The 11,817-nt window shown below is 61.7% G+C and carries 15 protein-coding genes and 1 rRNA gene; 13 read left to right on the forward strand and 3 right to left on the reverse strand.

All coding sequences use genetic code 11. The annotated features are described in order from the left end of the window. Nucleotides 1–2 precede the first annotated feature (2 nt). The 11 genes from AB5Y48_RS04050 to AB5Y48_RS04100 are packed head-to-tail and all read left to right on the forward strand — an operon-like array spanning nucleotide 3 to nucleotide 7,088. A complete protein-coding gene (locus AB5Y48_RS04050; RefSeq protein WP_224162860.1) occupies nucleotides 3–428 on the forward strand; it encodes a YscB family type III secretion system chaperone in 426 nt (141 codons plus the stop codon). Beyond that, nucleotides 416–2,254 carry a type III secretion system outer membrane ring subunit SctC gene (gene sctC, locus AB5Y48_RS04055; RefSeq protein ID WP_317986338.1) on the forward strand — a complete coding sequence of 613 codons (1,839 nt, stop codon included), beginning with the start codon at nucleotides 416–418 and terminating at the stop codon, nucleotides 2,252–2,254. The genes AB5Y48_RS04050 and sctC overlap by 13 nt, the downstream gene beginning before the upstream one ends. Then, nucleotides 2,251–3,534, forward strand: a complete 1,284-nt coding sequence (sctD, locus tag AB5Y48_RS04060) for a type III secretion system inner membrane ring subunit SctD (RefSeq protein ID WP_050666207.1) — start codon at nucleotides 2,251–2,253, stop codon at nucleotides 3,532–3,534. Before sctC ends, sctD begins: the two co-directional genes overlap by 4 nt. Further along, entirely contained in the window at nucleotides 3,500–3,697 is a 198-nt protein-coding gene (locus tag AB5Y48_RS04065; RefSeq protein WP_050666206.1) for an EscE/YscE/SsaE family type III secretion system needle protein co-chaperone, read from the forward strand. Before sctD ends, AB5Y48_RS04065 begins: the two co-directional genes overlap by 35 nt. Next, nucleotides 3,697–3,963 (forward strand): type III secretion system needle filament subunit SctF, encoded by a 267-nt coding sequence (gene sctF, locus AB5Y48_RS04070; protein ID WP_368163801.1) that lies wholly within the window; start codon nucleotides 3,697–3,699, stop codon nucleotides 3,961–3,963. The genes AB5Y48_RS04065 and sctF overlap by 1 nt, the downstream gene beginning before the upstream one ends. Beyond that, nucleotides 3,963–4,307 (forward strand): YscG family type III secretion system chaperone, encoded by a 345-nt coding sequence (locus AB5Y48_RS04075; protein WP_060585722.1) that lies wholly within the window; start codon nucleotides 3,963–3,965, stop codon nucleotides 4,305–4,307. Before sctF ends, AB5Y48_RS04075 begins: the two co-directional genes overlap by 1 nt. Next, entirely contained in the window at nucleotides 4,304–4,774 is a 471-nt protein-coding gene (locus AB5Y48_RS04080) for a YopR family T3SS polymerization control protein (protein ID WP_368163802.1), read from the forward strand. Before AB5Y48_RS04075 ends, AB5Y48_RS04080 begins: the two co-directional genes overlap by 4 nt. Then, the gene (sctI, locus tag AB5Y48_RS04085; protein ID WP_368163803.1) at nucleotides 4,775–5,113 is read left to right on the forward strand and encodes a type III secretion system inner rod subunit SctI; all 339 of its coding nucleotides are present in this window, start codon (nucleotides 4,775–4,777) and stop codon (nucleotides 5,111–5,113) included. It begins immediately after the preceding gene. A 6-nt stretch (nucleotides 5,114–5,119) separates the two neighbouring features. Further along, nucleotides 5,120–5,857 (forward strand): type III secretion system inner membrane ring lipoprotein SctJ, encoded by a 738-nt coding sequence (sctJ, locus tag AB5Y48_RS04090; RefSeq protein ID WP_050666201.1) that lies wholly within the window; start codon nucleotides 5,120–5,122, stop codon nucleotides 5,855–5,857. Further along, complete coding sequence (locus tag AB5Y48_RS04095; RefSeq protein WP_368163804.1) at nucleotides 5,857–6,483, forward strand: Yop proteins translocation protein K; 627 nt, start codon at nucleotides 5,857–5,859, stop codon at nucleotides 6,481–6,483. The genes sctJ and AB5Y48_RS04095 overlap by 1 nt, the downstream gene beginning before the upstream one ends. Further along, nucleotides 6,462–7,088 (forward strand): HrpE/YscL family type III secretion apparatus protein, encoded by a 627-nt coding sequence (locus AB5Y48_RS04100; RefSeq protein ID WP_060585728.1) that lies wholly within the window; start codon nucleotides 6,462–6,464, stop codon nucleotides 7,086–7,088. The genes AB5Y48_RS04095 and AB5Y48_RS04100 overlap by 22 nt, the downstream gene beginning before the upstream one ends. A gap of 49 nt (nucleotides 7,089–7,137) precedes the next feature. Here the strand turns inward: AB5Y48_RS04100 and AB5Y48_RS04105 are convergent, their stop codons facing one another. After that, the gene (locus AB5Y48_RS04105; RefSeq protein WP_224162865.1) at nucleotides 7,138–8,202 is read right to left on the reverse strand and encodes a DUF3103 family protein; all 1,065 of its coding nucleotides are present in this window, start codon (nucleotides 8,200–8,202) and stop codon (nucleotides 7,138–7,140) included. Between the two features lie 129 nt (nucleotides 8,203–8,331). Further along, nucleotides 8,332–9,498, reverse strand: coding sequence for a benzoate/H(+) symporter BenE family transporter (locus AB5Y48_RS04110; RefSeq protein ID WP_050666197.1), 1,167 nt, complete (start codon nucleotides 9,496–9,498; stop codon nucleotides 8,332–8,334). A gap of 82 nt (nucleotides 9,499–9,580) precedes the next feature. On the opposite strand from AB5Y48_RS04110, the gene AB5Y48_RS04115 reads away from it, so the two are divergent. After that, nucleotides 9,581–10,147: a helix-turn-helix domain-containing protein gene (locus AB5Y48_RS04115; RefSeq protein ID WP_368163805.1), complete on the forward strand. Its 567-nt coding sequence runs from the start codon at nucleotides 9,581–9,583 to the stop codon at nucleotides 10,145–10,147. On the opposite strand, the gene AB5Y48_RS04120 is transcribed toward AB5Y48_RS04115, so the two are convergent. Then, entirely contained in the window at nucleotides 10,144–11,340 is a 1,197-nt protein-coding gene (locus tag AB5Y48_RS04120) for an NnrS family protein (protein ID WP_368163806.1), read from the reverse strand. The two genes, AB5Y48_RS04115 and AB5Y48_RS04120, sit on opposite strands and share 4 nt — an antisense overlap. 400 nt (nucleotides 11,341–11,740) lie before the next feature. Between AB5Y48_RS04120 and AB5Y48_RS04125 the strand changes: the two genes are divergently transcribed. After that, nucleotides 11,741–11,817 (forward strand): 16S ribosomal RNA (locus AB5Y48_RS04125); the annotation flags it as partial.

Below are 11,817 nucleotides of genomic sequence, written 5' to 3' on the forward strand. Positions count from 1 at the left end.
TCATGCAAACCGTGTTGAATCGATTGGCCGCACGCCTTGGCCAAGGGCCTTTTATTGCCGACAAGCAGGGGCGCTTTCGTCTCACTGTCGATGGTCAGCTGGTCATGCTGACCCCCCAGGGAAGCGAGCTGGTACTCAGTACGCCTCTGGATGCGCCGACCCTGCGTGAGGGAAATCACTACAACGACAACCTGCTGCGCAAACTGTTGCAACAGGTGCCCGGTTGGGCGCGTCAGGCTCCCCAGGCGCTGGTACTGGATGAAACCGGGGAGCTGGCCATTGAGGCAAGGCTCTCCCTGGCCGGGATGGATGAACTTCGTTTGCAACAGGCTATCGATCAGCAACTGGCGCTGGTTGAGCACCTGCAACCCCAGCTGGCGACGGCCACTGTGGCGCCCCAATGGAAACAGATGATATGGCACCCCTGATCTTACCCTCTGCCGTCAGGCGTACTCTTTGCGCCGCCATGCTGCTGCTCGGGGCATCTGCTCAGGCCCAGGAGCTGGATTGGCTACCCATGCCCTACAGCTATCTGGCTGAAGGGGAGAGCCTGCGTGACATGCTGATCGATTTCGGTGCCAACTATGAGGCTTCCGTCGTGGTCAGCGACAAGATCAATGACAAGGTCTCCGGTCAGTTCGACCATGAAGAGCCCAAGGCATTCCTGCAACAGTTGGCCAATCTCTATAACCTGGTTTGGTATTACGACGGCAGCGTGCTCTATGTCTTCAAGAACAGCGAAGTCGAGTCGCGCCTCATTCGTCTGCAACAGAGCGGGGCAACCGAGCTGCGGCAGGCCCTGGTGCGAGCCGGGATCTGGGAGTCCCGCTTCGGTTGGCGTCCCGATCCGGGTAACGGGTTGGTCTATGTTTCCGGTCCCCCCCGCTATCTCGAGCTGGTGGAGCAGACGGCGGCGGCGCTGGAGCAGCAAAGCCAGTTGCGCAGCGAGAAGACCGGGGCGCTGGCGCTGGAGATCTTCCCGCTTAAGTATGCCTCGGCCACCGATCGCACCATCCAGTATCGCAATGACGAGGTTGCCGCCCCAGGGGTCGCGACCATCTTGCAGCGACTGCTCAGCGATGCCGGTATTCAGAGTGTCACGGCCGATAACCAGGAGACCACCCAGGTGGCCAGCCGTGCCCCGGCTCTGGCCATGGTCCAGGCGGACCCTTCCCTCAATGCGGTGATCGTGCGCGATGCCCCGGAGCGAATGGCCATGTATCAGCGCCTTATTCAGGCTCTCGACAAGCCCAGTGCCCGGATCGAGGTGGCCCTCTCCATCGTGGATATCAATGCCGATCAGCTCAACGAGCTGGGGGTGGATTGGCGTGTCGGGATCCGCACAGGCAATAACCAACAGGTGATCATCAAGACCACGGGTGATCGCAATGTCACCTCTTCGGCAGCCGGTGCCACCGGTGCGCTGGGTAGCCTGGTTGATTCCCGTGGTCTCGACTATCTGCTGGCGCGGGTCAATCTGCTCGAGAGCGAGGGCTCGGCCCAGGTGGTCTCACGCCCGACCCTGCTGACCCAGGAAAACACCCAGGCGGTGATCGATCACAGCGAGACTTATTACGTCAAGGTCGCCGGTACAGAGGTGGCCGAGCTTCGCGACATCACTTACGGCACCATGCTGCGCATGACTCCCCGGGTGATTCCGGCTGCAGAGAGTCCCGAGATCAGCCTCAGCCTGCATATCGAGGATGGTAACCAGAAGCCCAACAGCTCGGGGGTGGATGGCATTCCCACCATCAGCCGTACCGTGGTGGACACCATAGCCCGGGTGGGTCACGGCCAGAGCCTGCTCATCGGCGGTATCTATCGCGATGAGTTGAATGTCACCCTGAGCAAGGTTCCCTTCCTGGGCGACATTCCCTATCTGGGCGCCCTGTTTCGCAGCAAGAGCGAGCTGACCCGCCGCACCGTGCGCCTCTTTATCATAGAGCCGCGCATCATCGACGAGGGGGTCGGTCAGCGCCTGGCGCTGGGTAACGGCATCGACCTGCGACAGCGGGTGTTGGGCGTCGACGAGATCTCCAACCAGAGCCTCTCCCTGGCCAAGACCCTGGAGGGGGCCCAGTGCCAGCCGCTGGCACAGGCGCGCGAGGTGCAGCAGTGGCTGAGCAAGGCTGGCAAGAGCTCAAGGCTGACCGAATGTCGCCTGAACAAGGGAGAGGGGTGGCGCGTGCAGGAAGGGGCTTGCATCCTGGGTGATAGCTGGTGTGTCAAACCCGCCAAGGAGAGCGCCCGTTGAACTGGCTGTGTCGTTTCTATCGTGGCGTCCACAGCGGCGTCGAGGTGACCCTGCCCCAGGGGCGCTGTGTCATCGGTTCGGATCCTCTGCAGGCCGACATGGTACTGGTAGACGAGGGGATTGCCCCCTCTCATCTGGTACTGCAGGTTGATGAGCAAGGGGTACGCCTGCTTGAGGCCAGCACAGAGTTGCTGCAAGAGGGGAAGGGGGTCGCCATCGGCGATTATCTGCAGGCAGGTCTTCGTCTGGAGGCGGGCAGCCTGCTCTGGAGCTTCTGTGCCGAGGGACAGACCCTGCCCGCCGTATTGAACGAGCCCACCCGGGTGGTGGCGCCGGTCACGACGCCTCGACGCTCTCGGGCAGGGCTGCTGCTGGGAATTGCATCGCTGGCCGTGCTGGCCCTGCTCGTGGGACTGCTCGGTATGGGGTGGTGGCAGGAAAACGAGGGGCGCGAACAGTTGGCCGAGCAGGAGGTTCGTCGTCTGCTCAAGCAGCCGGCCTATGAGGGAGTCAGCCTGACCCGCACCGAGGGCGGCTCATGGCTGCTCAGTGGTTACATCAAGGACAATCGTCAGCGTCTCGCGCTGCAGGAGATGGTAGAGCGCCACGCGCTGGTGGCCCGACTCGAGCTTCGCAGCATGGAGGAGATCCGCCAGGGGGCCGAGTTTATCCTGCAGCGCCAGGGGCTGGGTGCCATCAAGGTGACGGCCGGCAAAGAGGGAGGCTGGCTCAGGCTCACCGGGGCATTGGCCCAGGAGAGTGACGCCTTCACCGGGGTGGAGGAGCTGCTGCGCCGTGAGGTGCCGGGTCTGCTTGGCATCGAGAACCGGGTCAATGTGGCCGGCAGCCATCGCAAGCGACTCGATACCCTGCTCGAGGAGCATGGGCTCAAGCAACTGGCGGTGCGCGAGCGTGGGGATCGTATCGAGCTTCGCGGCGATCTGGACGAAGCCCAGCTCATCCTCTTCACCCAGTTGCAGCAGGCGTTTCGTCGGGAGTTTGGTGCCCGTCCCCAGCTTGAGCTGGTCGGCATCGGCAGCAAGAGTCGCCAGGATGATCTGACCTTCGAGGTCAAGGCCATCTCCCTTGGCAAGGTGCCCTACGTGGTGCTTGCCAACAATCAGCGTTATCCGGTTGGCGCCGCCACCGGAGACGGTATCCGGATTCTGGCCATTCGCCGCGACGCGGTGGTGGTGAGAAAGGGGCAACAAGAGTTTGTGATCAGAGTTGGTGGAGGGTTAGCCCATGACTCATTTGGAGGAGCGACTGCACAGCGCTGAGGCGGTGCGGTCTATCAGGATGCAGTTGGAGATGGCGCTGGCGAGCGTCAAGGTCTGCATGATGCGGGGTGGCACCCCCGAGCAGTTTCAGTGCTGGCAAAAAGAGGTCACCGCCCTGGAGGCAGGGATGACCATTATCAATACCCTGACAGGAGATAAGTAATGGCCAACAATGCATTTGACGGTTTTAGCAAGGCTACGGATATCACCAGCCTGGATGCGATCGCCGCGACCCTGAGGACGAAGGCAGACAATGCCAACACTAAGGTTAATGATGCTATCAAGGCATTGAAAGATAACCCGGACAACCCGGCGGTACTGGCGGATCTGCAGCATTCCATCAACAAATGGTCTGTCATCTATAACATCAACTCCACCGTGACCCGCAGCTTCAAGGATTTGATGCAGGGCATCTTGCAGAAGATCTGATGATGGAGCCGACCCTCAAGGGGCTACTGGCAGAGATAGCCCTGGCCGGTACCGGCCATCACTGCCACGAGGAGGCGGCGCATATCGCCGACTGGCTGCAACTGGTGGACGCCAAAGAGGCGGCGACGCTGGTGCGCGTCTCTTCCCTGATGAACCGGGGCAAGTATCAAGAGGCATCGCAGCTTGCGGCCGGCTCCCCCGAGCTCGAGCCCTGGCAGGCCTTGTGTGAATACCGCCTTGGCCACTCGGCGGCGCTGGCGCAGCGTCTCGAGCGGATGGAGCTGGAGAACAACCCGGCACTGCGGGAGTTTGTGCGCGGCATGAAGGAGCAGATGCGCTCATGATGATCCCCCCTCTGACCCCTCCCACCGCGCCTCTTGGGGAGCAGGAGCGAGCCGGCAAGGCGGTGCCTGCTCCCCCGCCTGCTCCTGTGGTCAGCGACCAGGCCGGTGAGGATGTGCGAGAGGCCAAGTGGCAGCGTTATCACGCCTCCGACCCACCCGACAAGGGGCTGCTGGCCGAGTTGGTGGCACCGGTGAAGGAGGCCATCCTGGCGCGCTTTGGTCAGCGCACCGGACCCGTGATCCCGGCCATCGATCTCCCCGAGTTGCGCGGATTGCTGCGTGAGTTTGATCCCTTGGGCAAGCGTCGGGAGACGGTGCTGCTGGAGGTGTTGGCGGCGACCACCAAAGGGGAGGGCGGCGCTCATATGGCTGAGCTACTCAGGCGGGAACTCATGACCCTGCTGCCACGTAACGCCATGGTCGATAACTTGCTTCGCAACTCCCACGCCATCGATTTGGAGGGCTAAATGGAAATAACACAGAGTGGCCAGGCCCTGGTCACCAGTCTGGATGAACTCAAGCAGGCCGAACCTGCGGTCGACCAGGTGGCCCGTTTCGATGCGGCCATGAGCGATGATGGCCGTGGGCTGGGGGACTCCCTGCTCAGTGGCCTGAGCGATCTCAAGCGTGATTTCACCACCGCCAAGGAGGAGCTTAAGTCCCAAATGGCGACGCCTGGTGACGATCCCGCCAGCCTGATGCAGATGCAGTGGTCGCTGATGCGCATCACCATGCAAGAGGAGCTGATTGCCAAGACGGTGGGCAAGATGAGCCAAAACGTTGAAACCCTGATGAAGACCCAGTGAGGCCCTGTGAAGATCAAGAGTGTATTGCCAGCCGTGCTGGCCGCCCTGCTGTTGGCAGGCTGCAAGGTTGAACTCTACAGCGGGATCAGCCAGAAGGAGGGCAACGAGATGTTGGCCCTGCTCAGGCAAGAGGGTATCTCGGCCGGCAAGGAGCCGGACAAGGACGGCCGGGTCAAGCTGATGGTCGAGGAGTCGGATGTCGCCGAGGCGGTCGAGGCGCTCAAGCGCAAGGGCTATCCGCGCGAGAGCTTCTCCTCGTTGCAGGATGTTTTCCCCAAAGATGGTCTCATCTCGTCGCCGGTTGAGGAGCAGGCCAGGCTCAATTATGCCAAGTCGCAGGAGATCTCTCGCACCCTCTCCGAGATCGATGGTGTGCTGGTGGCCCGGGTGCATGTGGTGCTGCCCGAGGAGAAGGGCAGTGGCGGCAAGAAGGGCTCTCCGGCCTCCGCCTCGGTCTTTATCAAGCATGCGGCCGATGTGCAGCTCGATGGTTATATCCCCCAGATCAAGCAGCTGGTCAACAACAGCATCGAGGGGCTGGCCTACGATCGCATCAGTGTGGTGCTGGTTCCCTCCGCCGATGTGCGGCAAAACCAGCTGATGCCCCGTAATACCAGCGTACTCTCCATCGAGGTGAGCGAGTCATCCAGAGGGCGTCTCATCGGTCTGCTGGCCCTGCTGTTTCTGCTCTTGCCCCTGACCAATCTGGCCCAGTACTTCTGGCTGCGGCGCAAGGGGGGGTGATGGGTACACCTGTCACCGCCTATCAGTACCGTTTCTGTCCGGCCTCCTATCTTCATCCGGAGCAGTTACCCTCAAGCTGGCGTCCTGTGATCGCACTGCTGCCCGACTGGCGCAGCAGCGGCCATATCAATGGCGCCCTGCTCGAGGCGCTGGCCCTCGAGACCGACTATCAGGCGCCGATGGGTCTCGGCGCCATCGCCCTGCTGGCACAGCCCGCCCTGGAGTCACTGCTCTGCCGCCTGGGACTGGTACTGCACGCAGAGGCCATTCGCCACTGTTTGCAGGCCGAGCCGCTGCGCCAGCTGATGGCCCTGCTCGAACACGATGCCTTGCGCCAGTTGATGGCCCGGCATGAGCTGCTGATCGGTCCCTGGCCGGCTGGGTGGCAGTCGCCCCTGCCGGCACAGATCGATGCCCCCGGGATGATCCGGCACGGGCTGCAGTTTTGGCTGGCGGCCATGGAGACGGTGCCCGCGCCCTGGCGTCAGCGACTCGAGCTGAGATTTGCGCCAACCCGGCAGCTGACTCCTTTTTCCCTCGAGCCATCCCTTCGTCCACTGGCCCAGGTGTTGTGCCAGAAACTCGTCAAACAGGTGCTTCCTTCATGCTCCCATTTGTTCAAATAACCCAGGGAGAGCTCTCCCTTGCTCCCGAGCTGAGAATTCTGCGCGCGGCGGACTATCGTGCCAGTCTCGGTGCCGATGAACTGGTGTCGGCGGCCCGCGAGGAGGCGGCCGCGATTCTCGCCGAGGCCAGAGAGATCTATGAGCAACAGAAGCAGCTGGGTTGGGAAGCGGGCATGGATGAGGCCCGCTCCCGGCAGGCAACCCTTATCCACGAGACCCAGTTGCAGTGCCAGCAGTTTTATCGCCGGGTCGAGCAGCAGATGAGCGAGGTGGTGCTGGAGTCGGTGCGCAAGATCCTCAAGGAGTATGATCAGGTCACCCTGACCCTCCAGGTGGTGCGCGAGGCGCTGGCCCTGGTGAGCAACCAAAAGCAGGTGGTGGTCCGGGTTCACCCGGATCAGGCGGCGGCGGTGCGGGAGCAGATAGCCCGGGTTCACAAGGATTTCCCCGAGATAAGCTATCTCGAGGTGGCGGCCGATGCGCGGCTGGATCAGGGGGGCTCTATCCTCGAGACCGAGGTGGGGATCATCGATGCCAGCCTCGATGGCCAGCTCGATGCCCTCTCCAGAGCCATCGCAGCCAGCTTCGAGCGAGCGGCGCAATAAGCAAGACGAAAAGAGGGCCCGATGGGCCCTCTCTTGTCAGCATCCCCCGTCACTGACGCGTCGGGGCAATCTCCTTGGGCTCCAGCGTGATCATGGCGTTGGCGGCTGCACCTGTGTAGTCGCGGTAGACCTGATCCTGCTCCAGGGTGTAGAAGGTATCCACATAGTCATCGTTGTTGGTCATCCAGGAGTCGGGCAACGCCTTGACGATACGGCCACCCAGATCCAGGAAGGGTAAAGCCTCGGGCACACCCCCGGCGGTAAAGCCCAGCTTGAGCGCCTCGATCAGCAGACCAGAGAGCTCCTTGTAGTTGACGTTGTCATCTTGCTCCATCATCACCATGTCCACCGCACCCCAACGGTAACGATCCCAGTAGACCAGGATCTGGTTCGGGGTGTAGTCGGTCTTGTCGTGATCGAGATAGGGCATGTCGACGATGTCCACCACCGGCTCGTCACGGCTCGGGTTGACCCCGGCGACGATGGCGTAGATCTCGGCACCACCCAGCAGCCAGGGCTCCTTGTCATCTTGCAGGCGGATCTTCTTGAGGATGCTGGTCTTGAGGGGCTTGACCGGCTCGCTGGCGAGCGGGGCCGCCTGCAGATCGGCCTTGGCCAGAGCCGAGCGCATGACACGAAGACCAGCCGTCTTCGCCTTGACGGGATCGGCTTCCACGACCAGTACCGGGCGATCCGGCGCCTGCTCTACATCGAGATAGACGGGGTTACCGGCGTTGTCGAACGCCTCGATGGCGCTCCAGCTTTGCTCGTCACCGCTTGGCACATAGGCCACCAGTGGCTCCACCCCGGCCTCGAGGGCCTTGATCTGATCCGGGGTTGCCAGTCTCACTCGCATCAGCTGCTTGAGCTCACCGTCGAGTCCCTGACGACGGATTGCCGCCGCATCGGCGGCCGCCGCCTGACGCTTGAGCCGTGTCGGAGCCTTCTTGACTACCTGGGGCAGGGGGGCCTGATATCCCTGATTGCTCAGGGTGGGGAGCAGGGTGCCGGTCTGCAGCGCCAGCTGGCGCGCCAGATCCCGATCTGCATCTGCGGCGTAAGCCGCGCCGCCGGTCAGAGCCAGCAGCAGTACGTATGCCTGAACGTGTTTCATTTTGTTGTTCTCCGTTATTCGAACGCTGACGAGGGCGCAAATTTGGGAAGAAGAGCCCTCGGTTTCATCACAAATCAAATCGGGTTGAGAAACCAAACAAAATGTTGGGATGTGTGGTGCCGATCACACTCATCTGACCTGTTTGGGGGGCACGTTTTGCCAACAGGTCCATACGAGTGTGCCGAGCAGGATCCCCCAGAAAGCGGAGCCAATGCCGAGCCAGCTCACCCCTGAGGCGGTCACCAGAAAGGTGATGAGGGCGCTCTCGCGACTGTGCTCTTCGGCCAGTGCACCGTGCAGACTGTTGCCTATGGTGCCGAGCAGGGCCAGCCCGGCGATGGCGGCCATCAGGGCCGTTGGCAGGGCGCTGAACAGGCTCACGACGCTGGCGGCAAACAGGCCGCTCAAGAGATAAAAGAGCCCGGCCCAGATGGTGGCCGGCCAACGGCGAGCGGGATCCTCGTCGACCTCCTTGCCCATGCAGATGGCCGCAGTGATGGCGGCCAGGTTGTAGGCAAATCCGCCAAACGGGGCGAGCAGCAGCCCGATAAGACCGGTCCAACCGATGAGAGGAGAGGCCTTGGGGTGGTAACCGTGGGCGTGCAGCACCGCCATGCCCGGCAGGTTTTGAGAGGCCATGGTGACCACAAAGAGCGGGATCCCCACCCCGACAAGGCTGTGCCAGGAGAAGCTCGGACTCATCCACACCGGGGTGGTGAGCGAGAGCGTCACCTCTTCGAGTGGCAGTGGCATCAGTGAGCCGGCAAGCAGGGTGCCGCCAACCAGTACCAGCACCATGACCAGGCGCGGCGCAAAACGCCTGCCGAGCAAAAACAGGCCCAGCATGCCGAGGATCAGGAGCGGCGCCTCGGGTAGCGGGGTAAACAGGTTGATGCCAAAGCGCAGCAGCACGCCGGCCAGCATGGCTGCCGCCAGGGGCCTGGGCAGTACCCGCAGCACCCTGTCGACACCACCACTCAGCGCCAGCAAAAGCATCAGTGCCGAGCTCAGGATGAAGGCGCCGATGGCCTCGCCAAGGCTCGACCCCGACAGGCTGGTGACCAGCAAGGCCGCGCCCGGGGTAGACCAGGCGGTGAGCAGTGGCATGCGGTAATAGAGGGAGAGCCCTATGCTGCTTATCCCCATACCCAGACCCAGGGCCCACAACCAGGAGGCCGTCTGCGCCGAGGTTGCCCCGGCTGCGGCGGCAGCCTGAAAGATGATGGCCACCGAGCTGGTGTAACCGACCAGCACCGCCATCAGGCCGGCACTGAGATGAGAGAAGGAAAAGGGCATGGGTACTCCGTGCGTTATAACGTACAATGGTTCCAACTATATAGGTGTGCGCTATAGCGCACAATTCCGTGGAGGGGAATCAATGAACGAAATACAGGCTGCCCCGACGGAGCGTATCGCTACCCGTCTGAAGGAGTTGCGGCAGGCTTTGGGCTGGAGTCTCGATCGCAGTGCCAGTGAGACCGGGGTGAGCAAGGCGATGCTGGGTCAGATAGAGCGGGGCGAGTCGAGTCCCACAGTAGCGACCCTCTGGAAGATTGCCACCGGTTTAAAGGTCTCTTTTTCGAGCTTTCTCGATGTGACCGCTCCCGCTACGGCCACCCTGTTTCGCTCGGCCGATGCCTTGCGCAGTCAACCTGGGGAGGCCGGCATGTGGGTGGCGCCACTCTTTCCATTCGAGCCGAGCCTCGGTTTCGAGCTGTTCGAGATGACACTCTTACCCGGCTATGAGCGTGAGTCAGAGCCCCATGAGCGCGGGGTCAGCGAGCATGTTCTGGTGATTGACGGGGAGATGGAGATCTTGCTTGAAGGGGTGTGGCATCGGCTTGGGTGCGGCGAAGCGGTGCGGTTTGCGGCCGACGCCCCCCACGGTTATCGCAACTTGGGAGAGGCGCCGGCCCGTTTTCATAACCTGATCCGCTATCCCTAACCCGGGCGCCCGTCGGCGCGGGGGGCGCTGAGAATAGGCAGATAGACCCAGGCGAAGAGGCCATAAGCCAGGATCCAGCCCCAGGCCCCACCGTGCCAGGCGACCAGGATCTGGGCCGGGAGCAGCAGAGGCAGCGCTGCGCGCAGCAGGACGGCGGCAAACAGCAGGACAAAAGCCAGGATCATGGCTCTACCGACTGTCAGCATGCGCCCCGTGTGGCCAAGGGAGACTCGCGCCATCATGGCGAGGATCATGCCGCCCATGACGCCGACACTCAGGAAGTGGCTGGCTGTCGACAGGCTCAGCGGGCCGCCCAGTGACCACCATCCCATGGCGGCCAGGCCAAGAGGAATAAAGAGATAGGAGAGGTGGAGCGACCAGAGCAAGGGATGCGCACCGGTAGCACGCCACTGCCAGCGGGAGAGGCGCAGGAGGTGAGTGATGGCGGCAACCCCGTAGAGGAGAGCCCAGGCCGGTTGCTGCAAGAGCGACATCGGCAAGACGATCCAGCTTGCCAGCAGTAGCCAGAGACTGCCAAGGGCCAGACGCTCGAGTCGGGGGAGGGGCTCGGCCTTGGGGGTCTGGGTGGCGCGGGAAGTAAAGAAGGGGATCACCCGTCCCCCCATCACGGCAATCAGGGTAGTAAAGAGCAGTACGGTGGCGATGAGAAGCTTTTCGGTCAGCAGCCAGTCACTGCCAAGCCACCAACTGCTGGCATTGAGGCCGGTCAGCACCAGAAGCAGAGGCACGAAGAAGAGATTACGCCACTGGCGTACCCGCACGATCGGGCGTGCAAGATAAAAGGCCGTCAGTGGCAGCCACAGCAGATCGCATGCCATCAATAGCCAATGGTGGTTACCAAGCAGCGGTAACAGTAGGCGTGGCACCAGCCAGAGGGCGACGATCACTCCCAGTCGATAGCCTCGCAAGCCGGGAAAGCCGGTCCAGTTCTGTACTGCCGTCAGCAGGAAGCCGGCAACGATGGCACTGCCAAAACCAAACAACATCTCGTGAGCATGCCACCAGATGGGGTTGGACAGGGCTGGCAGTGCCAGATGCCCGGTCAGTTGCAACCACCAGAGCGTCATGGCGATCACCGAGAAGAGGGCCCCCAGCAGGAAGAAGGGGCGGAACCCCAGGCGCAGCAGGGGAGGGATCGCCTCTTCTTTCTGGCTATCGAGGATCTGATGCATGAGGGCTCCTGAGTCATTAAATGAGGATTTCAGATGCTCATTATAAAGTGTCATTTCAAATGTTCAATTGTGGGCGTGCTGAAGTGACACCCGTTGGATGGGTTTTCGACAAAAAAAGAGGGTTTGGTTGTTTTGTGAGCGAACGGTTTGCCGAAGTAAGAAAAGTACTTGTCAGCGTGTTCGCCATCCCTATAATGCGCCCTCACCAGCACGGCACGCTGCGCTGGACGCCGACAAGGCAACGTTCTTTAACAAATTGAATCAAGCAATCTGTGTGGGCACTCGCAGGATTGAAGCATCAAAAACAATTTTTGATATTTCAATGTCTGATGAAGTGACCAAGCAAGACTTCTTTGGAAGTCAGCAACAGTTAATTCAGCAATTCATTGAGCCCAAACTTAAATTGAAGAGTTTGATCATGGCTCAGATTGAACGCTGGCGGCAGGCCTAACACATGCAAGTCGAGCGGCAGCGGGA

Source organism: Aeromonas sp. R6-2 (genome assembly GCF_040908155.1).
GTDB lineage: Bacteria > Pseudomonadota > Gammaproteobacteria > Enterobacterales > Aeromonadaceae > Aeromonas > Aeromonas schubertii.

Excerpts from the sequence above, each read along its gene's own strand:
- AB5Y48_RS04110 (WP_050666197.1), bottom strand. The coding sequence starts at position 9,498 with ATGCCCTTTTCCTTCTCTCATCTCAGTGCCGGCCTGATGGCGGTGCTG.
- AB5Y48_RS04105 (WP_224162865.1), bottom strand. The coding sequence starts at position 8,202 with ATGAAACACGTTCAGGCATACGTACTGCTGCTGGCTCTGACCGGCGGC.
- AB5Y48_RS04115 (WP_368163805.1), top strand. The coding sequence starts at position 9,581 with ATGAACGAAATACAGGCTGCCCCGACGGAGCGTATCGCTACCCGTCTG.
- AB5Y48_RS04120 (WP_368163806.1), bottom strand. The coding sequence starts at position 11,340 with ATGCATCAGATCCTCGATAGCCAGAAAGAAGAGGCGATCCCTCCCCTG.
- AB5Y48_RS04100 (WP_060585728.1), top strand. The coding sequence starts at position 6,462 with ATGCTCCCATTTGTTCAAATAACCCAGGGAGAGCTCTCCCTTGCTCCC.
- AB5Y48_RS04065 (WP_050666206.1), top strand. The coding sequence starts at position 3,500 with ATGACTCATTTGGAGGAGCGACTGCACAGCGCTGAGGCGGTGCGGTCT.
- AB5Y48_RS04080 (WP_368163802.1), top strand. The coding sequence starts at position 4,304 with ATGATGATCCCCCCTCTGACCCCTCCCACCGCGCCTCTTGGGGAGCAG.
- sctF (WP_368163801.1), top strand. The coding sequence starts at position 3,697 with ATGGCCAACAATGCATTTGACGGTTTTAGCAAGGCTACGGATATCACC.
- AB5Y48_RS04075 (WP_060585722.1), top strand. The coding sequence starts at position 3,963 with ATGATGGAGCCGACCCTCAAGGGGCTACTGGCAGAGATAGCCCTGGCC.
- AB5Y48_RS04050 (WP_224162860.1), top strand. The coding sequence starts at position 3 with ATGCAAACCGTGTTGAATCGATTGGCCGCACGCCTTGGCCAAGGGCCT.
- AB5Y48_RS04095 (WP_368163804.1), top strand. The coding sequence starts at position 5,857 with ATGGGTACACCTGTCACCGCCTATCAGTACCGTTTCTGTCCGGCCTCC.
- sctI (WP_368163803.1), top strand. The coding sequence starts at position 4,775 with ATGGAAATAACACAGAGTGGCCAGGCCCTGGTCACCAGTCTGGATGAA.
- sctC (WP_317986338.1), top strand. The coding sequence starts at position 416 with ATGGCACCCCTGATCTTACCCTCTGCCGTCAGGCGTACTCTTTGCGCC.